The sequence below is a fragment of the Haloplanus ruber genome (assembly GCF_024494725.1).
In the GTDB taxonomy this organism is placed as follows: domain Archaea; phylum Halobacteriota; class Halobacteria; order Halobacteriales; family Haloferacaceae; genus Haloplanus; species Haloplanus ruber.
The window spans coordinates 61355-83078 of record NZ_JANHDK010000003.1; the positions used below are offsets into that span (position 1 = coordinate 61355).

The following is a 21724-nucleotide window of genomic DNA, read 5'->3' on the forward strand; positions in this document are numbered from 1 at the left end:
GAGGGATCACGCATGGAAATTCATCGATACGAGAAACTCTGGACGGTGGCCGCGCTCCTGTTGATCGTCGGCCTCATCGCGACGGTAACTTACGGAGCGGTCGGCCCGGGCGTAACGATGGTCGACGACTCGGGCGGAACGGTCGACGCTCAGTCGCTCGGCGACACCGAGTTTAGCGACCCTGGTGTGACACAGGTCGACAACAACGAGTACGAAGTCCACGTCGTCGCACGACAGTTCCTCTTCCAGCCTGGAACCGCCGAGCCGATCCGGGTGCCGGCCAACTCGGAGGTGACGTTCTACATCACCGCCGCGGACGTGGTTCACGGCTTCGAACTCGCGGGTACCAACGTCAACACCATGGCGATCCCGGGACAGGTCGCCGAAGTGACCGTCAGATTTGACGAACCCGCGCAGTATGGGATCGTCTGTCACGAGTACTGTGGCGCCGGGCACCACACGATGGCGGGACAACTCGTCGTCGTGCCCGAAGACGAGTACGACACGGAGGGTAGCTAAATGGCATACGTCGACGACTTCCCGACCGACGCACGCATCGTTCGCTGGAACATGGCCGTCGCCTTCTTGGCACTCGGCGTCGGCGGCCTGTTCGGCATGGTACAGGCGCTTCACCGCACGGGGGTCTTCCGCGGGTTCGTGAGCTCCGCCGACTACTATACGGTGCTCACGGGCCACGGTGTCCTCCTCGCGCTCGTCTTTACGACCTTCGCCCTCGCCGGACTGTTCACGTGGGGCGTCACGCGGAGCCTCGACCGCTCGCTGCCCAGTCCGCGGTTCTCGATGGCCTGGTTCAGCCTGATGCTCGTCGGGGCGATTACGGCGGCCGTAACCATTCTTGGGGGACTGGTCCCCTCGATGCCGCTGAGCGCCGACGTGCTCTATACGTTCTACGCGCCCATGAAGGCCCACCCGCTGTTCTACATCGGTCTGACGCTGTTCATCGTCGGCTCGTGGCTCGCGGGCGTCGACTGGTTCCGCACCTACTGGCACTGGCGCGGCGACAACCCCGACGAGCGCATCCCCCTGCAGACGTTCATGGTGCTGACGACGATGCTGATGTGGTACATCTCCTCGGCCGGCGTGGCCGTGGAGGTGCTCTTTTTCCTCCTCCCGTGGTCGCTAGGCCTGATCGCCGAGGTTGACCCGCTGCTCACCCGGACGCTGTTCTGGTACTTCGGGCACCCGGTCGTCTACTTCTGGCTCATGCCGGCCTACTTCATCTGGTACACCGTGTTGCCGAAGCTGTCCGGTGGGCGGCTGTTCAGCGACCCGCTCGCCCGCGTGGTGTTCGTCCTCTTCCTCTTGCTCTCGACGCCGGTTGGCTTCCACCACCAGTACGTCGACCCCGGAATCCCCGAGGGCTTTAAGTTCATTGCGATGACAAACACCATGTTCCTCCTCTTGCCGAGCCTCCTCACCGCGTTTACCGTCGTCGCCAGCATCGAACACGGCGGCCGCCAGCGCGGCGGCGAGGGTCGGCTGGGGTGGCTGCGGACGCTCCCTTGGGACGAACCCGCCTTCGCCGGCTGTGTGCTTGCGGGGCTGATGTTCGCTGCCGGCGGCTTCTCGGGCATGATCAACGCCGGGATGAACATCAACTATCTCGTCCACAACACGCTGTGGGTGCCGGGGCACTTCCACCTCACCGTCGGCACCGCCTCCGCGCTCACGTTCATGGCCGCGGGCTACTGGCTGTTCCCGCAGATCACCGGGAACCGCCTGCGCTTCCGGACGCTCGCGACCATCCAGCCATACCTCTGGTTTATCGGCATGACGTTCATGTCGAACGCCATGCACCGCGCCGGTCTCGCGGGCATCCCCCGGCGTACCGCCGAACCCCAGTACGACAGCGTCACCTTCCAGGGCGTCGTCGGCGGCGTGAGCGAGATGCGCCTCCAAATCGCCCTCGGTGGCACTCTGCTGTTCGTCGCCCTTCTCCTGTTCCTGATCGTCGTCTTCGGAACGTGGCTGGGCGGCGACGGCACCGACTCTCTCCGGGTCAACAGCTCGATTCCGGCGCCGCTCTCCGGCCCGGAACACAGCCCGAAGATCCTCGACAACCTGAAGCTCTGGACGGCCGTCGCCATCGTCCTGATCGTGCTCGCCTACGGCCTGCCGTTGTCGGCACTGGTCGCCGACGGCCTGTTCGCACCGGGAAGCCCGCCGATTCCGGTGTGAATTCTCAGTCGTGAGCGACGATAGCACCACGCCGGACGGCGGGCCTGACGACAGGGGGCGTGATCCCGCCGACCCGCCGGACGGCTCGGACGGTGGGCTCTCGAAGCGCACCCTGATCCGCCTGCTCGTCGGATTCAGTATCGGCGTCCCGCTGCTCGTCGAGGGGGTCACGTTCTTCGGCCTCCTCAGCGACCAGTTCGGTGGCGGCGGTGACGACGGCGGAAGCGACGGCACGTCGACCGCTGCAGACGACGGCAACGCTGTCGGCGTCGGCGACGACATGCTCCCCGAGACCGACCGCTCGGAGACGCTCGCCAGCGCCATCCTCCGGGAGACCGGTGAGGACCGCTGGCCGCTCTCGCTGACCGTCGAGGTGACGAACACCGGGTCGACCGACTACGAGTTCCAGTTGCTCGATGTCCACCTGGCAGACGGACGGCGCGTCGACGGGCGCACGAGTACCGACCGCCTGGCGCCGGACGAGGACCGGACCGTTACGGCCGAACGATCGATCCCTGCCGGATCGACCCCCGACTCCATCGCAGTCGTCGCGCTGATCTACCGGGAGGAGGGGGTCGAGACAGTCGAGCGACGCGTCGACTTGGCGAAGATTCCCGTTCGAGGCGGCTGATCACGCCCCGCCGTCGGCGTCGCCGAAGGCCGTCGGCTTCCAGCGAACTGTTCCTCGCACTGCGTCCCACTCGTCGCGCTCCCGAAGACGATACCGGGCGAATGCGGTGTTTCGAACCAGTTCGAGTTCGGCCAGCCGTAGCTGTACGGCCCACCGGAGTTGGTCCCACTCGCGTCGCTCTCGGCTCTCTTCGGTCGTCCCATCTTCCGGCACGAAATCGATGTACTCGTCACCCGCCTCGAACCCCGAGACGGTGCCGCGCTGGGCGCGACGCCACCGCTCGTAGGTCTCTATGGGTTGTGTCTCGGTCGGCATGGGCGCCCGCGAGAACAGGGACTTGAATCGCACGTCCGCGTCCTCGCCACCCCACCGATATCCCCTGGCGGTCAGCTTGATCGTCCCCGCCCCGTCGACGGCGCAGTTGAACTGGATCCGCGCGTACTCGGCCGTCTCCGCCCCGTCGGCCGTCGGCGCTGTCGCGGGCGTCAGAAAGGCACCGTCGGTGTACTGGACCGGATAGCGGGTCGCGTGTGCCCGCTCGACGACGGGCGTGGCCGGCGGGACTGCCGGCCGCTCGGGACCCTCCGCCGCCTCACTCCACGCTCCGGCGGCCGTTTCCTTCGGATCGACCCAGACCTTCATGATCGATCATACGATATGCGGCGAAAAAACGATTCCGGCGCCGGCCGTCGTCAGTACCGCGACGGCATGTACGCCATGCCGAGCAGCAGGATGGCCGTCGCGAAACTCACGATAGAGACGCCCCAGAGTCCGTTGACGTGTCCGTGATACGTGTCGATTTCGTCGGTCTGTTGCTCGTACACGCCGTAGTCGCTCTCGAGGACGAGCGTGCTGTTGTCCGGGAAGTACGCGAAGTACTCCTGACCGTTTAGCGTAACGTTGGCCTCGTTGCCGACGTCGACCGTGTTGGTCCGCGTGCCCGTCCAAGCGAGCGTCGCGCCGTCGCCCGACACGCTGGCGACCGTCGTCGCGTTGCCCTGGTACTGGACGGTGTCGCCCTCGCTGTACTGTGTCGACGACGGCTCCGGGAAGTACTCGCTCGCCGGCGTCAGCGACCGGTTGTCGCCGCTCTCACGGACGACGTACTCGGTGCCGTTGACCGTGACGAGTTCGTTCCTGACGGCCTCGTCGTTCTGCAGGATCGCGCTCCGGTTGATCCGCTCTTCGAGTCTGAACGCGGTGGGGTCCTCGGCTTCCTCGACGAGGACCTGGTACTCCTCGCCGTCGTAGGTGACGTTGGCTTCGTGTTCCCACGTCTGGGTGTAGCGCGCCGAGTCGTTGGTCCAGGAGACCTGCCCGGAGCGCGTGAGTTCGGGGCCGCCGCCGTGGCCACCGCCACCACCCGACATCTCGGCCGAAATCGTCGTGACGGTGTACGTCCGGTCGTCGACCGAGAACTCGCCACCCTGGGAGAGCCTGTGGTCGGGGTTATCGAACTGGACCGTCGGCGCGGTGGCCGTGGCGATCACCGAGTACGACGCCGCGCCGAGGACGATAAAGAACGCGACGTAGATGGCCGCAGCGCGTCGTTGCATATCTGGGGCCTAGTCCACCCGGCGTATAACGATTACTAACTGACGACGACGCTCACCGATGTGGGCCGTCGTCGGCTCCGACCAACTGCAACGCCTGCCGGAGGTGGAACCGGGTCTCTTGGGAGTCGGCAGCCTCGAGTGCCGCCCACAGTTGCCGTTCGACAGCCGCGTCCGCCGACACCGTTGGTTCGGCCGCGCGCTGCGTCCCTCGCTTGGTCGTGGACCGGGAATCCATAGTTGGTCGTTCGACCCCATCTGTGTTAGGTATCCGGACCATACCGTCGTTCTATGATCCCGTGAACGTCCGGCATGGACAGGATAACCCCACCTGTCCCGGCCGCAGTCGACGACTCCTCGCTCGACCGGCGCGCCGTCGACACCGGATCTCGTTCCGGCGCCAGCCCGACACCGCCGGTTTAAACGGTCGGGTCGACGGCCAGTGCCGTGCAACGACCGACAGGTTTTGTATCGACCTTCCCCTAGACATAGCGTATGACTACCGGGATCGTGTTGCTCAACTTTGGTGAGCCGGCGGAAGGAGAGAGAGAGACCGTACTCGACTATCTCGAACGGATATTCATGGCAAATATGTCCATCGAAGGGGAGGAGACGACCGAGGCAGCGGCCCGGAAACGGGCGGCGAAACTGGCCGAGCGTCGGGCCCCCGGCCTCCTCGAGGAGTACGACGACATCGGTGGCTCTCCCCTGATCGACCACTCCACCACCCAGGCGGCGCTGCTGGACGAGGAGTTCTCCCGACGGGGATACGACATCGAGACCTACCACGGGATGCAGTACACGGCACCGTTTATTACCGACGCCGTGGAGGCGGCCCGCGAGGACGGGGTCGACCACCTAGTCGGGCTTCCGATCTACCCGCTCTGTGGCCCCTCGACGACCGTCCAGTCGCTCGACGAACTCGACGAGGCACTCGACGAGGTCGGGTGGGACGTCCCTGTCGACGCTCTCACCGGCTGGCACAAACATCCGGCGTACACCCGGACTCGCATCGACAACATCCGGCGCTACTTGGACGACCACGACCTCTCGCTTGGCGACGGGACCCGACTCGTGTTCTCGTCCCACGGCACCCCCCAGTACTACCTCGACGAGGGAAGCCGGTACGAGGAGTACACCGAGGAGTTCTGTTCGGTAGTGGCGGCGGCACTCGACGCCCCGGAGTACGAACTCGGGTACCAGAACCACGAGAACCGCGACGTCGAGTGGACCGAACCCGACGTCGAGGAGGTCATCGAGACGGTCGACGCCGACCGCGTCGTCGTCGAACCCGTGAGCTTCATGCACGAACAGAGTGAGACGCTCTCGGAACTCGACATCGAACTCCGCGAGGAGGCCGAAGAGCGGGGACTCGAGTTCCATCGTGTCCCCATCCCGTACGACGACGACCGGTTCATCGGGGCGCTCGCGGACCTCGCCGAACCGTTCGTCGCGGGCTACGATCCGGAGTACGCTGGCCTCCGGCAGTGTGAGTGTCGAGACGAACCGGGAACCATGTGCCTGAACGCGCCCCACGAGGCATGACCGTCGGTATCGTCGGCGCCGGCATCACGGGACTCGCCCTCTCGGAGTTCTGCCGCGAGCGCGGCGTCGACACCGTCACCTTCGAGGCATCCTCGGAGCCTGGCGGCGTGATCCGGTCGACCAGCGTCGACGGGCGCGTCCTCGAACACGGTCCCCAGCGCACCCGGATGACCGACGAGTTAGCGACGCTGATCGACGCCTGTGACCTCCGGGACGACTTGCGGACCGCCGACACTGACCTCCCGCTGTACGTCTACGCTGACGGCCGTCTCCGGCAGGTCCCCTTCTCGATGGAGGGGTTCTTCCGGACCGATCTGCTCTCGGCGACGGGGAAGCTTCGGATGCTCGCCGAACCGCTGACCGACGGCGCCCGCGACGACGAGACGGCGGCCGACTACTTCACCCGGAAGTTCGGTGCCGAGGCGTATCACAACATGATCGCGCCACTGTTCGGCGGCATCTACGGCTCCGACCCCGCGGAGATGCCCGGAGAGTACGCCCTGCGGACGGTGCGGCGGATGGAACGCTCCGGGAGCCTCGTTCGGGCCGCGGTTCGTCGTCGACTCGAGGGCAAAGAGCGGGAGTCGCCCATCTCCTTTGCCGACGGCATGGCACAGCTCCCCCAAGCGCTCTACGAGCGCAACACCGACCAGGTACACCTAGAGACGCCAGTCGAGGGTGTCGCCACCGCGGGAACGGGCTACCGCCTCGACACCGCCGACGGGAGCCACGTCGTCGACAAGGTGGTCGTCACCGCGCGGGCGGACGTGAGCGCGAGTCTCCTCGACGACGTGGATCCGGAGAGCGCGCGCGCGCTCCGTCAGCTCTACTACAACCCGCTGGCCTACGTCCACCTCGCCTCCGACGCCGACCCCGCGGGGTTCGGCTACCAGGTCCGACACAACGAGTCGCTCCGGACTCTCGGCGTGACCTGGAACGCCAGCCTGTTCGACCGAGACGGCGTCTACACCTGCTTCCTCGGCGGGATGCAGGCGCCGGGGTTGGTCGACCGCGACGACGACGAACTCGGGCGCATCGCCCGCGAGGAGTTCGAGACGGTGATGGGAGCGTCCGGCGAGGTGCTGAACGTCACCCGTCACCCCCGTGGCATGCCCGCCTACGACGGCTCGTGGACGGCGATGGAGGCGGTCGATCCGCCCGAAGGGATCACGCTGGCCACCAACTACACCGGCCGGATGGGCGTCCCGGCGCGGGTCCGGGAGGCAAAGCGCCTCGCCGAACGATTCGCGGACGACGGAGCGACGCCGACGGCCGCCGTCGCCGAGGCGTAGCTACCGGCTGATCGATTTTGCCGTCTCGACGAACGCTCGCACGGATTCGACGGGCGTATCGCGGTTGACGCCGTGGCCCAGGTTGAGGATGTGGCCGCGTGGCCCGGCAGCGTCGATTACCGCCCGCGTCCGCTCGCGGACGAAGTCGGTCGGGCCGAAGAGATACTGGGGATCGAGGTTGCCCTGTACCGGCCGGTCTCCGAGTGTTTCCCGCGCGTCGGCCATGTCGACGGTCCAGTCGAGACCGACCACGTCGGCGCCAGCCGTATCGAGGCTGTCGAGACGGCCGGCCATGTTGCGCACGAAGACGATGGAGGGGACCGAAAGGTCCGAGAGAATCTCACGGTGGAGCGGTAGGACGAACTCGCGGTAGTCCGCGGGCGAGAGCACCCCGGCGTAGGTGTCGAACAGTTGCACCACGTCCGCGCCGTGGGCAGCCTGATACTCCAGATAATCCCGGACCACGTCCGCGAACGCCGCGAGGAGCGTACGGAACGCCTCGGGGTGGCGGGCCCGGAAGCGCCGTATCGGCCCGTGGTTCCGCGAGGCGCCGCCCGCGACGGCGTAGGAGGCGAGGGTAAAGGGGCCGCCAGCGAAGCCGATAACCGCCGTCTCCGAACCCACCCGCTTGACGAGGTTGTCGAGGAGCGCGCCGACGAAATCGAGATCCTCGGCCACCGTCCCCCGCGGGCGCTCGGCGTCCGCAGGCCCCTCGACGGGGTTCTCCACGACTGGGCCGACGCCGCTTTCCAGGTGGTAGTCAAAGCCCAGCGGCTCCAAGACAGTCAGGATGTCGGAGAACATCACCACCCCGTCGGGTTCGTACAGATCCCACGGTAGAAGGGTGATCCGGGTGGCTACCTCGGGGTCCTCGATAGCCTCGCGGAATCCGTAGTCGGCGCGGATTTCGCGGTACTCGGGGATGTGTCGGCCGGCCTGTCGCATCAACCAGACGGGCGGCCGCTCGGTTCGTTCGCCCCGCGCCGCGCGGACGAGGAGATGCGTCATGACCGGTGCTCGGGCCGAAGGCGGCCTAAGTATGTCGCCTCGTTCCCATCCGGTAGTATATGTGTCGCGGTCCCATAGCGCGCCCATGCGTTTCCCAACCATTAATCGTGATCAACTCTCCCCGCTAAACGTCTCCTTGCTCGGCCTTATCGCCACCATCGTCGGCGGATACGGGCGAACGATTTCGGTGCCGCCCGACACCTCGCCGCATCTCATCCGGTTCTTCTCGGTGTCGCCGGACCGAAGCTATGCGGCGGTGATGCCACAGGACAAGGCGTTGCTCCTCCTGAGTGACCCGGCGACGGGGGAGGCTACCCGCGGGGCCACCGACGCCGCCGGATCACTCCACGGACTCTGGACGCTCGTCGCCTTCGTGGGGTTGATACTCCTGTTCGCGGGGCCGGTCCTCGTCTGGCGGAACCGCGACGGCGGCTGATACCGCCGCCGATGGGCGTATTCGCCGCTTCACCGCGGTGACGCCCCGATTCCTCGATCAGGCCTCCAGTTCCTCCTTGGCGACCCACTCCCGTGCCCAGTCGCCGATGGCGTCGAACACCGGACAGAGCGACTCGCCTTTCTCCGTCAGGGAGTAGTACGTCGCTACCGGGGCGTCTTCCTCCAGTCGCCGGTCGACGAAGCCCATCTCCTGTAGGTCGTCGACGACGCGAGAGAGCGTCCGCGAACTCGCGCCGGTGGAACGCTTGAGTTCGTTGAATCGCTTCTCGCCGTCCTGTAGGTCGTGCAGGACCGCCAGGCGCCACTGCGAGCCGATCTGTTCGAGCGAGTCGATGACGTAACACGTCTCGGTGTCGGATCCCGATCCGATGGCCATACGCTTTCCTCGTTCTCTCCCCGGTTAGCAGTTCCGGAGCGAATCAGGTGTCGAAATGTTACCGTAGGAGCACAACCCCCGGTAACATCCGCGCCACCTGGTGACATCAATGTCAGATAACATATATGTCTATGCAGGGCGTGAAGTAGTGTACGATGATCTGTTCATCCACTACCGACGCACCGCTTCGGACGACTACCCCCGCCGGGGTGGTCGCCTAATGGTCTTCGACACCGCCGGCGCGGGCGTGGCCTTTCTGCTCGCTCGCGTCCTCTTTGGCGCCGTCTTGGCGTTCACGGGCGTGAATCACTTCCTGGACGCCGAGGGGATGATTGGCTACGCACAGGCCAAGGGCATCCCCGCGGCGTCGCTGGGCGTTCCCTTCTCGGGTGGACTCCTGATCGCTGGTGGTCTGGGAATCGTCCTCGGCGTCTATCCGACGCTCGCGGCCGGCGCGCTTGCCGTCTTCCTCGCCGTCGCGACGCCGACGATGCACGACTTCTGGAACGCCCCCGAGGAGGAGTACCAGGGCGAGTTCAACAACTTCCTGAAAAACGTCGCGCTCCTCGGTGGTGCGCTTGCCTTCCTCGTGTTCGCCAGCGAAACGTGGCCCCTCGCGGTCAACGTTGGCCTCTAAGGCGGGTACTGCGCCGAGCCGAGTTTTTATCAGCGCCGATTTCCTGCGTTAGCGTATGCACAGTGATCGGAAACGCCACGTCGTGTCAGGCCTACTCGCGGGACTGGTCGTCGCCGCACGACCTGTCGAAGCACACGTCGACTACGTCACCGAGGAAGGCGGCGACAGTCCCACCGTCGTTGAGTTCCTGACCGCCGTCCTCTCGGACCCGCTTCACCTCCTGCTTCTCGGTGGTGGCGGCGTCGGCGTCGCCGTCGCGACGGCGGGGTGGCTCCGGTACGGCGACCACCTGCAGGACGTGACGGTCATTCGGCGGACGCTCCGCTCGTACCAGCCGTATCTCGGCTGGCTGTTGCGTCTCGCCATCGGCCTTCCGCTCATGGGCGCCGGCTTCGGCGGCTACTTTTTCTCTCCTGCCGTCCCCGTCGAGGCGCGCCTCGTCCAGATCACACTCGCTTTTCTCCTCCTGTTCGGGTTCGCGACGCGGTTGGCGGCCGCCGCGGGCCTCGTTACTTACGCCGTCGGCCTGACGACGCACTTCCCGACGCTCCTGCTGGCCTCCGAGTACGTCGCCGGCTTCCTCGGCATTCTCGTCGTCGGCCCTGGCCAGCCGAGCGCGGACCTCCTCTTGCGTCGGGTGGTCCTCACCGACGGGACGTTCATGAGTCGGTTCCGGGAGACGACAACCGTCTCTGACCTCCTCACTAGGGCTGGCGTCGGGAAGTCCGCCGCACCCCTGCTCATTCGGGTCTTCCTCGGGTTCAACTTCGCCTTCCTCGGCGTGACCGAGAAGTGGCTCACCCCGGGCCGGGCGCTTCAGGTCGTCGATAAATACGACCTCACGGCGGTTCTCCCGGTTGCCCCGGAGATGTGGGTGTTCGGTGCCGGCCTCGGTGAACTCGCCGTCGGGCTCTGTATCCTCACCGGCACCTTCACGCGAAGTGCCGCGGGCGCCGGCTTCCTCATTCTCACGACCACGCTGTTTGGCCTCCCGGACGACCCGGTGCTCGCCCACGTCACCCTCTTCGGTCTCACCTCCGCGCTGTTGATCACCGGGAGCGGTCCCGTCGCGCTCGACCGGTCGCTGATCCCGACACTCCGGGCGCGCTTCGGCCACTCCCCCTCGACCGACCCCGAGGTGACGACGCCAGCGGACTGATCGACCCCGTCGCCGCGCCCGCGGAACCCCGACGCGTCCAGCTAATTATCAGATATTGTATTGGGAGGGGTGGGGTTATTATTACCTATTCGTTACACGGTAGCAGGCATGGGTACTCCCCTTTTAGACCGCATACGAGAGCGGTATGGGCTCAAGTTGGTAGCTGCCCTCCTTGCGGCACTGCTGCTGACGGTTGCGGTCGGCGGTATCGTGAGTGCCGACGCGTCGGCACAACTACGTGAGGACGTGCAGCAACAGATGACGGATCGGACGGAACAGCGGTCGGCTCAGCTCGATGCGTGGCTCACGGGGCTGACGACACAGGCGCGGGTGGCCTCGGACCACCCCGCGCTCCGGAGCGACGACACGGCGGCAGTCGAGTCACAACTCGACGAACTGGCTAGCGAGGAACGCGCGCCGCCGGGCGTCGTGGCGGTCCACTACGTCGACGCCACGTCGGGTACCATCGTGGCGAGTTCCGACGACGCCCTCGACGGCGTCGACGCTCGCGCACAGGGTGCCCCGTTCGCACAGGAAAGCGTTTCCTTCGAGAGCGCCGACGACGTACTCGTTACCGATCCGTTCCGCCCCGATGTCGTCGATTTCACGACCGTCGCCGTCGCGACGCCGGTCGAGGGGCGCTCGGATCGACTCCTGGTTTACATGATCAACTTCGAGCAGCAGGTGGGTCAGTTCGCGACTGCCGACGACGGGACCGAGACGGTCGTCGTCGGTCAGAGCGGCACGATCATCGCCCACCCGGACACGACACTGATCGGCTCGAACGTCGATGAGACGTCGACGTTCGTCCCCGACGGCGCCTTCGAGGGGTCGACCTTCGCGGAGACCGACGACCAGGCCGTCGCCGCCGCGCCGATGACGGCCGCCGACTGGTCGGTCGTCGTCTCACAGCCGGCCGATGCCGCCTTCGCCGTTCAGCGTGGCGTCGTCTCCGGCATCGTCGGCCTCATTCTCGTCGCGGTCATCTCGCTTTCCCTGATCGGTGTCACCGTCGGGAGTCGCTCCTCGCTGTCGCTACGGCGGCTGGCGGACAAGGCCGAGGCGATGGCCGGCGGCGACCTCGACGTCGACCTGACGACCGGTCGGACCGACGAAATCGGCCAGCTTTACTGGTCGTTCGACCAGATGCGTGACTCCCTCCGCGAGCGGATCGCCGAGGTCGAGGAAGCCCTCGACGAGGCCGAGGCGGCCCGCGCCGAAGCCGAGGCGGCCCGCGCCGAGGCGACCCGCACCAGCGAGCGTCTCGAACGCACCGCCGAGACCTACGGCGAGGTGATGCAGGACGTGGCCGACGGCGACCTCACCCGTCGGATCGACGTGAACGACTCCAACGAGGCGATGGCCACCATCGGTGTCGCCTTCAACGACATGGTCTCGTCCATCGAATCGACGATCCACGAGGTGAAGACCTTCGGGGCGGAGGTCGCAAACGCCGCGGAAGCGGTCGACAGCAACGCCGCCGAGGTCAAGGCGGCGAGTGAGGAGGTCAACGAGTCGGTCGCCGAGATTGCCGACGGCGCGCGCACGCAGACCGAGAGCCTCCAGGATATGACCGGCGAGGTGAACGACCTATCGGCCAGCGCCGAGGAGATTGCGGCCACCGTCGACACCGTCGCCGACACCTCCGAGCACGCCTCCGAGGCCGGCGCCGACGGCCGCGCCGCCGCCGAGGCTGCCGTCGAGGAACTCGACGGGATCGAAGAGACGACCGAAGCCACCCAGACGGAGGTCGAGGCGCTCAACGAGGAGATGGCCGAGATCGGCGAAATCGTCGATGTCATCTCCGATATCGCCGAGCAGACGAATCTGCTCGCCCTGAACGCCTCCATCGAGGCCGCCCACGCCAACGGCGAGGCTGGCGACGCCGACGGCTTCGCGGTCGTCGCGGACGAGGTGAAGAACCTCGCCGAGGAGACCAAAGAGTCCGCGAGCGAAATCGAGGCCCGGATCGAGTCGGTCCGCGACCGGACCGAGGACGTCGTCTCCGGCACTCAGGAGACCGGACGGCGCGTCGCCGAGGGTGTCGACACCGTCGAGGGCGCCATCGACGCGCTCGAACAGATCGCCGACTACGTCGAGGAGATCGACACCAGTATCCAGGGGATCGCCGACGCCACCGACGGGCAGGCCGACTCCACCGAGCGGGTCGTCGAGAGCCTCGACGAGGTGGCGGCGATCAGCAAGCAGACCGCGGAGGAGGCCACCGGCGTGACCGACACCGCCAGCCGGCAGGAGCGGACCCTCACCGAAGTCGACGACGCGGCCGACGAGTTGACCCGCCAGGCCGAGCGCCTGCGCGAGCAACTCGCCGACTTCGAGGTCGACAGCGCCGGTCCCGATCCGGCGACGGCCGGCGGGCGGTCGAGCGCGCTCGGTGACGGTGGCTACGAGGAGGGAGGGTACCAATGATATCCACCATCACCACTTGGGCGGCCCTCGGTGCCATCGGCATGGCTCTCGGTACCCTCGCGCCGCTGTGGGGGCTCACCAACGACCCCGACCACCGTGAGCACTACCTCGTACTCGCCGGCGTCACCGGCGTCGCGGCCGTCGCCTACACCCTGATGTCGTTCCGTATCGGCGACATCGGTGTCTCCGGGCGGGTTGTCTCTATTCCCCGGTACGTGGACTGGCTGATCACGACCCCTCTCATCCTCCTCTTCCTGGCGATGCTGGGGAATACCGGCCGCGGGTCGCTCGGCCGCCTGATCGTCGCCGACATCACTCTGCTCGTCCTCGGTGCCGTGGCAGTCGCCATTCCCGGCCCGATCCGCTGGCTGGCCTTTGCCGGTGGGCTCGCCGCCTTCGGCGTGCTGGTGTACGAACTCTACGTGCGCATCCCGCGGTTGGCGTCGTTCACGAACGAGCGGACGCGCATCCTGTTTGTCACCCTCCGGAATCTGACCATCGCACTCTGGACGCTCTACCCGCTGGTCTGGGTGCTCGCACCCTCCGGGATCGGCCTGCTCACTCGCGACATGACGATGCTGGTGATCGCCTACCTCGATCTGATCAGCAAGTCGGCGTTCGTCGTGCTGGCGGTCGACGGGATGGACGCCCTCTCCGAGACTGGACGCGGAGCGACGACCCCCGACGCCGTCACGGTTGACGGCGGTGACGCCGCCACAGACGCGAGCACCGATCCCGCCGACTGACCACCGCCCGACTGGCAGGCAGTTGCGGCCTGCCACCGCCCTCCCGACATGACTTCCGAGTCGCCAATCTCCGTCCTCCACGTCGACGACGAATCAGCCGACACCGTCGCCACTCGCTTAGAGCGGGCCGACGCCCGAGTGTCCGTCCGGACAGCCGCCTCCACCGACGACGCGCTCGCCGCCCTCGATGCGGCGCCCACCCCACCGGTCGACTGTCTGGTGAGCGAGTACGACCTCGCCGAAACGAACGGTATCGCGTTACTCGACGCCGTCCGGGAGGACTATCCGGATCTACCGGTGATTCTCTACACCGACGCAGGCGACGAGACGGTCGCTAGCGACGCCATCGCCGCCGGGGTGACCGACTACGTCCCGAAGCGGCACGGCCCCGATCACCTCGCCGACCGCCTCCGTGACGCGGTCGACGGGACGCGAACCGACGCCACCCCAGCCCTCGGTCACGACCCGGACGCCCAGTATCGCCGGCTCTTCGAGGACGCCCCGGTGATGTACGTCGTCGTCCACGAGGTGGACGGAGCGTCCGTCCTCGCGGACTGTAACGACCGGTTTCTCGACCGACTCGGCTACGACCCCGACGAGGTGCTCGGCCGGCCGATCTGGGAGCTCTACGCCGCGCCGCCGCTGCCCGACGCGGTCGAGGGGGTCGACCGGGGCCGCGAGGGCACCGTCGGACGCCGAGAGCGGACGCTGATCGCCGCGGACGGGAGCCACGTCGAGACGCTGTTTCGCGCCAGTCCCTGGGTGGGCGCCGACGGCGACGTCATCGGGACGCTGGGCCTCTACGTCGATCTCACGGAGGCGAAACGGCGCGAGCGGACGCTCGACCGTCTCCACGACGTAACTCGCTCGCTCGTCCGCGCCGAGGGGCGAACCGAGGTGGCGGAAAGCATCATCGACGCCGTGAGCGACGTGCTCGGCTACCCGCGGAATCTCGTCCGCCTCCTCGACGACGACGGGACCGAACTCCGGCCGGTCGCAATCACCGATGCGGCCGAGGCGGCGTTCGGCGAGCGGCCACGCTACGCGGTCGGCGAGGGAACGGCCGGGCGCTCCTTCGCCGCCGGCGAGACACGCGTCTACGACGACGTCCAAACGGTCGACGACGGCTACGACCGGTCGGGGATCCGCGCGGCGATGTTCGTCCCCATCGGCGAGCACGGCGTGTTGTGCCTCGGGAGCGCCACAGTCGGCGCCTTCGACGACGTGGACGTCCACCTCGCGGAGGTGTTCGCCGCCAACGCCGACACGGCGCTGACGCTGCTCGACCGCACTCACGAACTCGAACGACAGAACGAGCGACTGAGCGACTTCGCCAGCGTCGTCTCACACGACCTCCGCACACCGCTTTCGGTCGTCGACGGCTCGCTCGAACTCGCCCGCGAGCGGTACGGCGACGACGCGGACCTCGCCCGCGCGGTGCGGTCGCTCGACCGCGCGTTCGACCTCATCGAGGAACTGTTGACGCTCGCCCGCGGCACCGATACGCTCTCGTTCGAAGCGCTCTCCCTCCGGGCGATGGTCGAGGCGTGTTGGGACCCGCTCACGACCGACGGCGCGACACTCGTCGTCGCCGACGACGCGACGATCCGCGCCGACGAGACGGCGCTCCGTCGCTTGCTCGAGAATCTCCTCAGGAACTGCGTCACCCACGGCGCTACCGACGGCGACGTGACCGTCACCGTCGGTCTTCTCGACGGCGGCCGAGGCTTCTACGTCGCCGACGACGGGCCGGGCGTCGACGCCGACGTCGGCGACGCGGTCTTCAACGTGGGGTACACGACCGCCGACACGGGGACGGGGCTAGGCCTCGCCATCGTCAAACGGATCGCGGAGGAACACGGGTGGGCCGTCGGCCTCGGTGACGCCGACGGTGCGCGCTTCGAGATCGAGGGTGTCGATGTCGAGACGCCCTAGGGCGCTTCGCCGGTCTCGATGGTGAAGTCGCCTTTCGGATAGGCCACACAGGTCAGGGTGTAGCCGTCGCCGAGTTCGTTGTCGTCGAGCATCTGCTGGTCGTCGTGGACGACGTAGTCCTCGGAGCTTCCGCCGGAGGTGATCTGCCCGGCACACGAGACACACTGCCCCTGCCGACAGGCGTAGGGCATGTCCCAACCGGCGTCTTCGCCGGCTTCGAGGACGGTCTCGTTTTCGGCCACCTCGATGGTGTCGCCCTCCTTGGCGTATTCGATCTCGAAGGTGTCAGCCTCGTCGTCGGGCACGTCCCACGGCCCGGACTCCTCGGCCGCCTCGCCGCCTTCGAGTTCGGCCCCCTCCTCCTCGCCCGCAACCGCGCCCGCCGCGACGGCCCCGCCGCCGCCGGCGCCGATGGCCCGGTTCATGGGTTCGGGGAAGTCGGTCTCGGGCACCGACTCGGCCCGCCGTTCGAGAACCTCCTGACTGATGTCGGTCGTGGGCGTCCACCCCGTCCCCTTCGCGAGGTGGAGGGCAACGGCCGTGAGCGTGAGGGCCGCGCCGATACCCAGTCCCACCATGTTTACCTCGACCATGGCTGGCGCTATGGATGCGGGGGTTAAGGGAATTGTGATCGGCGTCGCCCGCCGGGACTCACTCCTCGCGTCGCGCGACCTCGTGGCGCCCGAACCCGTAGCGCAGGCGGTTGGCCAGGCGCCGCGAGAACCGATCCCGACGCGACGCGAACCGCTCGGTCAGCGCTTGCTGAATCAACGGGACCGGTACCTCCCGCTCAAGCGCCTCCCGAACCGTCCACGTCCCCGTCGACCCGCCGGCGACGTGGTCGGCCACGTCGCCCAGATCGCTGCCCTCCTCGCGGAACGCCTCCTCGCAGAGTTCCAGTAGCCACGAGCGGATCACCGCGCCGTTGTTCCAGGTCCGCGCGACCGCCTCCAGATCCAGGTCGTAGCGCCCCTCGTGGAGCAACTCGAACCCTTCGCCGTAGGCCTGCATCAGCGCGTACTCGACGCCGTTGTGGACCATCTTCACGTAGTGGCCCGACCCCGCCGGCCCCATCCGGTCGTGGCCGTCCGGGCCGGTGGCGACGGCGTCGAAGACCGGCACGAGTTCCTCGTAGGCCCACTCCGGCCCGCCGATCATGAGCGAGAAGCCGAGTTCGGCGCCGGCGGGGCCGCCGCTCGTCCCGCAGTCGAGGTAGGCGGCGTCGGTCGCCTCCGCCCGCCGAGTCGAATCCTCGAAGTGGGAGTTGCCGCCGTCGACGACCACGTCCGTCTCGGACAGCCCCGGTTCGAGTTCGTCGAGGGCGGCGTCCACGGGGTCGCCCGCGGGCACCATCAGCCAGATCCGTTTCTCGCTCCCTAGACGCTCCGCGAGGTCGGGGATCGAGTCGGCCGGCGTCGCCCCCTCGTCGGCCACACTCGCCACCGCCGCCTCGTCGATGTCGAACGCGACGACCTCGTGGCCGGCTGCGAGCACCCGCTCGACGACGATCTGTCCCATCCGTCCCAGCCCGATGACGCCCAGTTGCATATCCCTCCTTCCCACACGCCGGGAGGTAGTGGTTGCGGTCTCCTCCCTCGCTGCCCTTTTGCGCCCTCGCGGCCATCCTCTCTCATGGACGACCGCATCCGCGCCCACGCCGAGACGCTCGTCGACTGGAGCGCCCGGGTCGACCCCGGCGACGACGTGGTGGTGCGCGTCGACGAGGGGGCCCACGACCTCGCCGTCGCCGTCGCCGCCGCCCTCGGCGACAGGGGTGCGAATCTGCTCGCTACCTACGGTTCCGACGAGATGACCCGTGCCTATCTCCGCGCCCACGACGGCGACTTCGCCCCCGCCACGGCCGAGCGCACACTCTACGAGCGTGCCGACGTTACCCTCTCGCTTCGCGGTAGTCGAAACACCGCGGCCACCGCCGACGTCCCCGGCGACGTGCGAAACGCTCACGCCCGCGCCCGACGCGATGTCCGCGAGGCGCGTCTGGCGACCGACTGGGTGTCGACGGTCCACCCCACCCGCTCGCTCGCGCAGGCCGCCGGGATGTCCTACGAGGCCTACCGCGAGTTCGTCTACGACGCCGTTCTCCGGGATTGGGCATCGCTTGCCGACGAGATGGGACGGGTGAAAACGCGCCTCGACGACGCCGACGAGGTTCGGATCGTCGCCGACGGCACGGATCTCACGCTCTCGGTCGGCGGCCGAACCGCCGTCAACAGCGCCGCGAGCGTCGCCTACGACTCTCATAACCTTCCCAGCGGTGAGGTGTTCACCGCGCCCGTGACCGCCGAGGGCGAGGTGACCTTCGACGTGCCCGTCACCGTCGAGGGGACTCGCGTCCGCGACGCTACCCTCGTTCTCTCGGACGGCGACGTCGTCGAGTTCGCGGCGGCGACCGGCGAGTCCGCGCTCGCCGACCTGCTCGCTACCGACGACGGCGCGAAGCGCCTGGGTGAACTCGGGATCGGCATGAACCGCGGCATCACCCGCCCAACGGACAACGTCCTCTTCGACGAGAAGATGGCCGGGACCGTCCACCTCGCTCTCGGCCGCGCCTACGACGCCTGTCTGCCCGACGGGGAGACCGGCACGGAGAGCGCCATCCACGTCGACCTCATCACCCGGATGGGTGAGGGTTCGCGGCTCCTCGTCGACGGCGACCCGATCCAGCGCGACGGCCGCTTCGTCTGGGAAGGCGCGTGACGTCCGTCGTCGCCCACCGCGGATTCGCCGGCGTCAACCCGGAGAACACCGTTGGCGCCGTCCGTGCCGCCGCCGATCACGCCGCCCTCGTCGAAGTCGACGTCGTCGCCTGCGCCGACGGCACGCCGGTCGTCTTTCACGACGACCGACTCGACGACGGCGACGGGAGCCGCGGGATCACTGACGGGGAAGGGGCGGTGCGGAACCGCCACCCGTCGACGGTGACGGACGCCATAGTGCTAGCAAGCGGCGAGACGGTCCCGACCCTCGACCGACTGCTCGCCGAGACGGCCACCCCGCTCAACGTCGAACTCAAGCGGCCGCGAGCGGCGACGATCCGTCGGGGGACGCTTTCGCCCGCCGACCGCGCGGCCGCCCGCGAGCGCTGGCAACCGTTCGTCGACCGAGTGCTGGCGGCGCTCGACGACCGGCGCGTCCTCGCCTCCTCGTTCTGTGAGGGGGCGCTCGCGGCCGTCCGAGCGGAGAGCCAGGGCGTCGATCTGGCGCCGCTCTGTCGGGGCTTCGAGACCGGTCGCGAACTCGCCGCGCGCTACGATGCCGACGCCATCCACCCGTCGCTCGACGCCCTCCGAGCGGCCGACCCCGACGCCGTCGCGGCCGCCCGCGACGCCGGCCACGCCATCAACGCGTGGACGGTGCGGACGTGGACCGAGGCGCGGGACGCGGCGCGGGCCGGGGCCGACGGGGTGATCGCTGACTACCCCGGGCTAGAGCGGTGGCTGGACGAGTGAGCGGCTGAGAGGAGTAAGCCCCCTTCTGTTCGTCCCGGCATTCGGCTGAGCGTCCACCTCCGCGTCCGGACTACCTTGACGAGGCGGACTTGCACCGGTGAAGATTCGCCGTTCCATCCGTTCTCGGCCGTCGCGGTTCGCGGCTCGCGCCGGTCACCGTTCGGGGACGTACTCCCCTGTTCGCGGCTGACGCCGCGCACACCGAGGCACATTGCGCCTCGCTACCCTCGGTGGGTCAACTCCCCTCGCTCGCGCTCGGGTTCGCACACCTCATCGGTCGGGCCGAGTGGTCTCGTTTCTGTTCCAGAGCCAGCCGTCTCCGACTCCGGGCTTGCGCCCGGTCACCTGTCCGGACGGTGGGGGGACTTTCCTCGTGCTCGCGCACGGGGGCCGGGCTCTCTCTGCCGCGTTTATGTACATTCGCCGCTCGAATAAGGCGTTCGGTCGCCTGACCCGTCGGTCAAAATTCATCACGGTCGTCCACGGTGCAAAGGAAGGGTTCAAGTCAGTTCGGGGCAAGGTATGGCGTATGTCAGAGGCGCAGATGGTCCGCCTTTCTTACGAGGATGGCGCCCGAGCGGTGGAACTGGCTCGCGAGGCCGTCGAAGCGTACGTACTCCAGGGGCAGCGAGAGCAGCCTGGGAGCATGCGTGACGCGTTCTACGCGCGAACCGGGGCGTTCGTTCGGATCACCTCGACCCGGGGACGGGGACGGCTTCGCGGGTGTTCCGGCGCCTATCGTGGCAACGACCAACTCGGACACGCCATCGTCGACGCGGCCATCACGGCCGCCTCCGACGACTCCTGTGGCTCCGAAATCGAACCACCTGAACTCCAGACGCTCAATATCTCCATCTGCGTCGTCTGCAATCACGTTCTGACCAACGACCCGCTCGCGGACCTCGAACTCGGGACACACGGTATTGCCATCGATATCGACGGCCAACACGCCTGGATGTACCCCACCCTTCCGGTGGAGAACGATTGGAACGAAGAACAGTTCCTCACCCACGCCTGCCGAAAAGCCGGTCTCCCGCCGCTCGCCTGGCAGGACGACGACGCCATGATCACGCTCTTCGAGGGCCAAGTCTTCCGCGAGCGCCCCGAGGGCGGCAGCGTCGAACAGCTCTAAGTCGCGCCAAAGCCGACCGTCTCAGCGTCCGCCAGCGCTCGCTCCGTCGCGGCGTCGAGGTCGAACTCTCGAACGACCTCTCCGTCCCGGACCAGCGGTTCGAGCAACGGCTCGCCCTCTGACGACCCCTCTCGCTCCGCGAGGCCGACGTGGTGGCCACCCTCGGGAGTCCGGTAGGCCTGTTTCGCCCCCGAGAGCTTTCCTCGCTTTGCCGCCGGCTCCCCGTCGACTTCCACGATATCGAGCGCGAAATCCACCGGGTCAGCGTTGGCGACGTACCCCCCGACGCCGAACCCGTCGGCGACGTCGCGAAGCGTCCGTAGCTCCGTAGGGCCGAGGCCGCCGCTCACGAACAGGTCCACGTCCCCGTGCCCTCGGGCGTCGAGTTCCCAACGTACCTCTCGGAGGATATGCTGGAAGTCGCCCCGCCGCGACCCCGTGGTGTCGAGGCGAACGCTGTCGAGGTCCTCACCCAGCGTCTCGACGGCGCGCAACACCTCGTCGACTTCGTCGCCGTAGGTGTCACACAGTGCCACCCGCGGCACCTCGGGGCCGACCGCCTCGTCGAACGCTTGCCACCCCGCCTCCTGGTTTCCGCGCCCGAAACAGATCAACAGCGCGTGGGGCATCGTGCCGCCGGCCTCCCGGCCCAACACCTCGCCCGCGGCGACGTGCGAGAAGCCGTCGAGGCCGCCGAGCAACGCGCACCGCTCGACGACCGCCGCGAGCGACGGGTGGACGTGGCGCGCGCCAAAGGAGAGCACGGTCGACTCCGGTGCCGCCCGTCGAGCCTCGAGGGCCGCCGTCGCGATACCACTCGCGTGTGAGAGCAGGCCGAGCAACGACGTCTCGTACCGTGCGAACGCCAGATACGGCCCCTCGATCCGAAGGACCGGCCCCCCGTCGAACAGGCGCCCCTCGGGTATCGCGTCGACGTCGACGTCCAACCCCGACAGCAACGCGGCCGCGTCCTTCACGCCCGCGAGCAGTTCGAACTCGCCGTCGGGGAACTGGTCGGCTGTCACCTCCGCAACGACCGTCGGGTTCCGACCGGCGTGGCGCAACGTCGTCTCCGTCCGCTGGAAGTAGGCGTCGGTCGCCGTCCCGTCGCTGATCGCCTCGGGACCGACGATGTCGAACGGTTCCATGTCTCCG

At 67.8% G+C, this 21724-nt stretch carries 22 protein-coding genes and 1 other RNA gene; 14 read left to right on the forward strand and 9 right to left on the reverse strand.

Annotated elements, in window-relative coordinates; translation table 11 throughout:
* Positions 1-12 precede the first annotated feature (12 nt).
* The 3 genes from NO878_RS10795 to NO878_RS10805 are packed head-to-tail and all read left to right on the forward strand — an operon-like array spanning position 13 to position 2830.
* A complete protein-coding gene (locus tag NO878_RS10795) occupies positions 13-519 on the forward strand; it encodes a cytochrome c oxidase subunit II (RefSeq protein ID WP_256406003.1) in 507 nt (168 codons plus the stop codon).
* A complete protein-coding gene (locus NO878_RS10800; protein WP_256406004.1) occupies positions 520-2199 on the forward strand; it encodes a b(o/a)3-type cytochrome-c oxidase subunit 1 in 1680 nt (559 codons plus the stop codon). It begins immediately after the preceding gene.
* Positions 2200-2209: 10 nt separating this feature from the next.
* A complete protein-coding gene (locus NO878_RS10805; RefSeq protein ID WP_256406005.1) occupies positions 2210-2830 on the forward strand; it encodes a hypothetical protein in 621 nt (206 codons plus the stop codon).
* Here NO878_RS10805 and NO878_RS10810 read toward each other — a convergent pair whose 3' ends face one another.
* From NO878_RS10810 to NO878_RS10820, 3 genes are read right to left on the reverse strand one after another with little or no spacing between them, the layout of a single operon-like run.
* Positions 2831-3472 (reverse strand): hypothetical protein, encoded by a 642-nt coding sequence (locus NO878_RS10810; RefSeq protein WP_256406006.1) that lies wholly within the window; start codon positions 3470-3472, stop codon positions 2831-2833.
* 50 nt (positions 3473-3522) lie between these two features.
* Positions 3523-4386, reverse strand: coding sequence for a hypothetical protein (locus NO878_RS10815; RefSeq protein ID WP_256406007.1), 864 nt, complete (start codon positions 4384-4386; stop codon positions 3523-3525).
* 52 nt (positions 4387-4438) lie between these two features.
* Entirely contained in the window at positions 4439-4621 is a 183-nt protein-coding gene (locus NO878_RS10820) for a hypothetical protein (protein WP_256406008.1), read from the reverse strand.
* 257 nt (positions 4622-4878) lie between these two features.
* Between NO878_RS10820 and hemH the strand changes: the two genes are divergently transcribed.
* Both hemH and hemG read left to right on the forward strand, forming a co-directional pair.
* Positions 4879-5928, forward strand: coding sequence for a ferrochelatase (gene hemH, locus NO878_RS10825; RefSeq protein WP_256406009.1), 1050 nt, complete (start codon positions 4879-4881; stop codon positions 5926-5928).
* Complete coding sequence (gene hemG, locus NO878_RS10830; protein ID WP_256406010.1) at positions 5925-7220, forward strand: protoporphyrinogen oxidase; 1296 nt, start codon at positions 5925-5927, stop codon at positions 7218-7220. The genes hemH and hemG overlap by 4 nt, the downstream gene beginning before the upstream one ends.
* Here the strand turns inward: hemG and hemE are convergent, their stop codons facing one another.
* Positions 7221-8228 (reverse strand): uroporphyrinogen decarboxylase, encoded by a 1008-nt coding sequence (gene hemE, locus NO878_RS10835; RefSeq protein WP_256406011.1) that lies wholly within the window; start codon positions 8226-8228, stop codon positions 7221-7223.
* An 85-nt stretch (positions 8229-8313) separates the two neighbouring features.
* On the opposite strand from hemE, the gene NO878_RS10840 reads away from it, so the two are divergent.
* Positions 8314-8664 (forward strand): hypothetical protein, encoded by a 351-nt coding sequence (locus NO878_RS10840; RefSeq protein ID WP_256406012.1) that lies wholly within the window; start codon positions 8314-8316, stop codon positions 8662-8664.
* A 57-nt stretch (positions 8665-8721) separates the two neighbouring features.
* Here NO878_RS10840 and NO878_RS10845 read toward each other — a convergent pair whose 3' ends face one another.
* Positions 8722-9060 (reverse strand): winged helix-turn-helix transcriptional regulator, encoded by a 339-nt coding sequence (locus NO878_RS10845; RefSeq protein ID WP_256406013.1) that lies wholly within the window; start codon positions 9058-9060, stop codon positions 8722-8724.
* A gap of 220 nt (positions 9061-9280) precedes the next feature.
* Here NO878_RS10845 and NO878_RS10850 point away from each other — a divergent pair, with 220 nt between their 5' ends.
* The 5 genes from NO878_RS10850 to NO878_RS10870 all read left to right on the forward strand — a co-directional run bounded on the left by NO878_RS10850 (position 9281) and on the right by NO878_RS10870 (position 15967).
* Positions 9281-9697, forward strand: a complete 417-nt coding sequence (locus NO878_RS10850; protein WP_256406014.1) for a DoxX family protein — start codon at positions 9281-9283, stop codon at positions 9695-9697.
* Positions 9698-9752: 55 nt separating this feature from the next.
* The gene (locus NO878_RS10855) at positions 9753-10856 is read left to right on the forward strand and encodes a DoxX family protein (protein WP_256406015.1); all 1104 of its coding nucleotides are present in this window, start codon (positions 9753-9755) and stop codon (positions 10854-10856) included.
* Between the two features lie 156 nt (positions 10857-11012).
* Complete coding sequence (locus tag NO878_RS10860; protein ID WP_256406016.1) at positions 11013-13286, forward strand: methyl-accepting chemotaxis protein; 2274 nt, start codon at positions 11013-11015, stop codon at positions 13284-13286.
* The gene (locus NO878_RS10865) at positions 13283-14032 is read left to right on the forward strand and encodes a bacteriorhodopsin (protein ID WP_256406017.1); all 750 of its coding nucleotides are present in this window, start codon (positions 13283-13285) and stop codon (positions 14030-14032) included. Before NO878_RS10860 ends, NO878_RS10865 begins: the two co-directional genes overlap by 4 nt.
* Positions 14033-14080: 48 nt before the next feature.
* The gene (locus tag NO878_RS10870; RefSeq protein ID WP_256406018.1) at positions 14081-15967 is read left to right on the forward strand and encodes a receiver/sensor box histidine kinase; all 1887 of its coding nucleotides are present in this window, start codon (positions 14081-14083) and stop codon (positions 15965-15967) included.
* Here NO878_RS10870 and NO878_RS17115 read toward each other — a convergent pair.
* Both NO878_RS17115 and gnd read right to left on the reverse strand, forming a co-directional pair.
* Entirely contained in the window at positions 15964-16560 is a 597-nt protein-coding gene (locus NO878_RS17115; protein WP_305882704.1) for a 2Fe-2S iron-sulfur cluster-binding protein, read from the reverse strand. The two genes, NO878_RS10870 and NO878_RS17115, sit on opposite strands and share 4 nt — an antisense overlap.
* A 58-nt stretch (positions 16561-16618) precedes the next feature.
* Positions 16619-17515 carry a phosphogluconate dehydrogenase (NAD(+)-dependent, decarboxylating) gene (gene gnd / locus NO878_RS10880; RefSeq protein ID WP_256406019.1) on the reverse strand — a complete coding sequence of 299 codons (897 nt, stop codon included), beginning with the start codon at positions 17513-17515 and terminating at the stop codon, positions 16619-16621.
* Positions 17516-17599: 84 nt separating this feature from the next.
* Between gnd and NO878_RS10885 the strand changes: the two genes are divergently transcribed.
* Both NO878_RS10885 and NO878_RS10890 read left to right on the forward strand, forming a co-directional pair.
* A complete protein-coding gene (locus NO878_RS10885; RefSeq protein WP_256406020.1) occupies positions 17600-18685 on the forward strand; it encodes an aminopeptidase in 1086 nt (361 codons plus the stop codon).
* Positions 18682-19437: a glycerophosphodiester phosphodiesterase gene (locus NO878_RS10890; protein ID WP_256406021.1), complete on the forward strand. Its 756-nt coding sequence runs from the start codon at positions 18682-18684 to the stop codon at positions 19435-19437. The genes NO878_RS10885 and NO878_RS10890 overlap by 4 nt, the downstream gene beginning before the upstream one ends.
* Positions 19438-19439: 2 nt before the next feature.
* On the opposite strand, the gene rnpB is transcribed toward NO878_RS10890, so the two are convergent.
* Positions 19440-19843, reverse strand: an RNA gene (gene rnpB, locus NO878_RS10895) — RNase P RNA component.
* Between the two features lie 123 nt (positions 19844-19966).
* Here rnpB and NO878_RS10900 point away from each other — a divergent pair.
* Complete coding sequence (locus NO878_RS10900; RefSeq protein WP_256406022.1) at positions 19967-20569, forward strand: TIGR00296 family protein; 603 nt, start codon at positions 19967-19969, stop codon at positions 20567-20569.
* Here NO878_RS10900 and NO878_RS10905 read toward each other — a convergent pair.
* The gene (locus NO878_RS10905) at positions 20566-21717 is read right to left on the reverse strand and encodes a nicotinate phosphoribosyltransferase (protein WP_256406023.1); all 1152 of its coding nucleotides are present in this window, start codon (positions 21715-21717) and stop codon (positions 20566-20568) included. The two genes, NO878_RS10900 and NO878_RS10905, sit on opposite strands and share 4 nt — an antisense overlap.
* Positions 21718-21724: the final 7 nt, after the last annotated feature.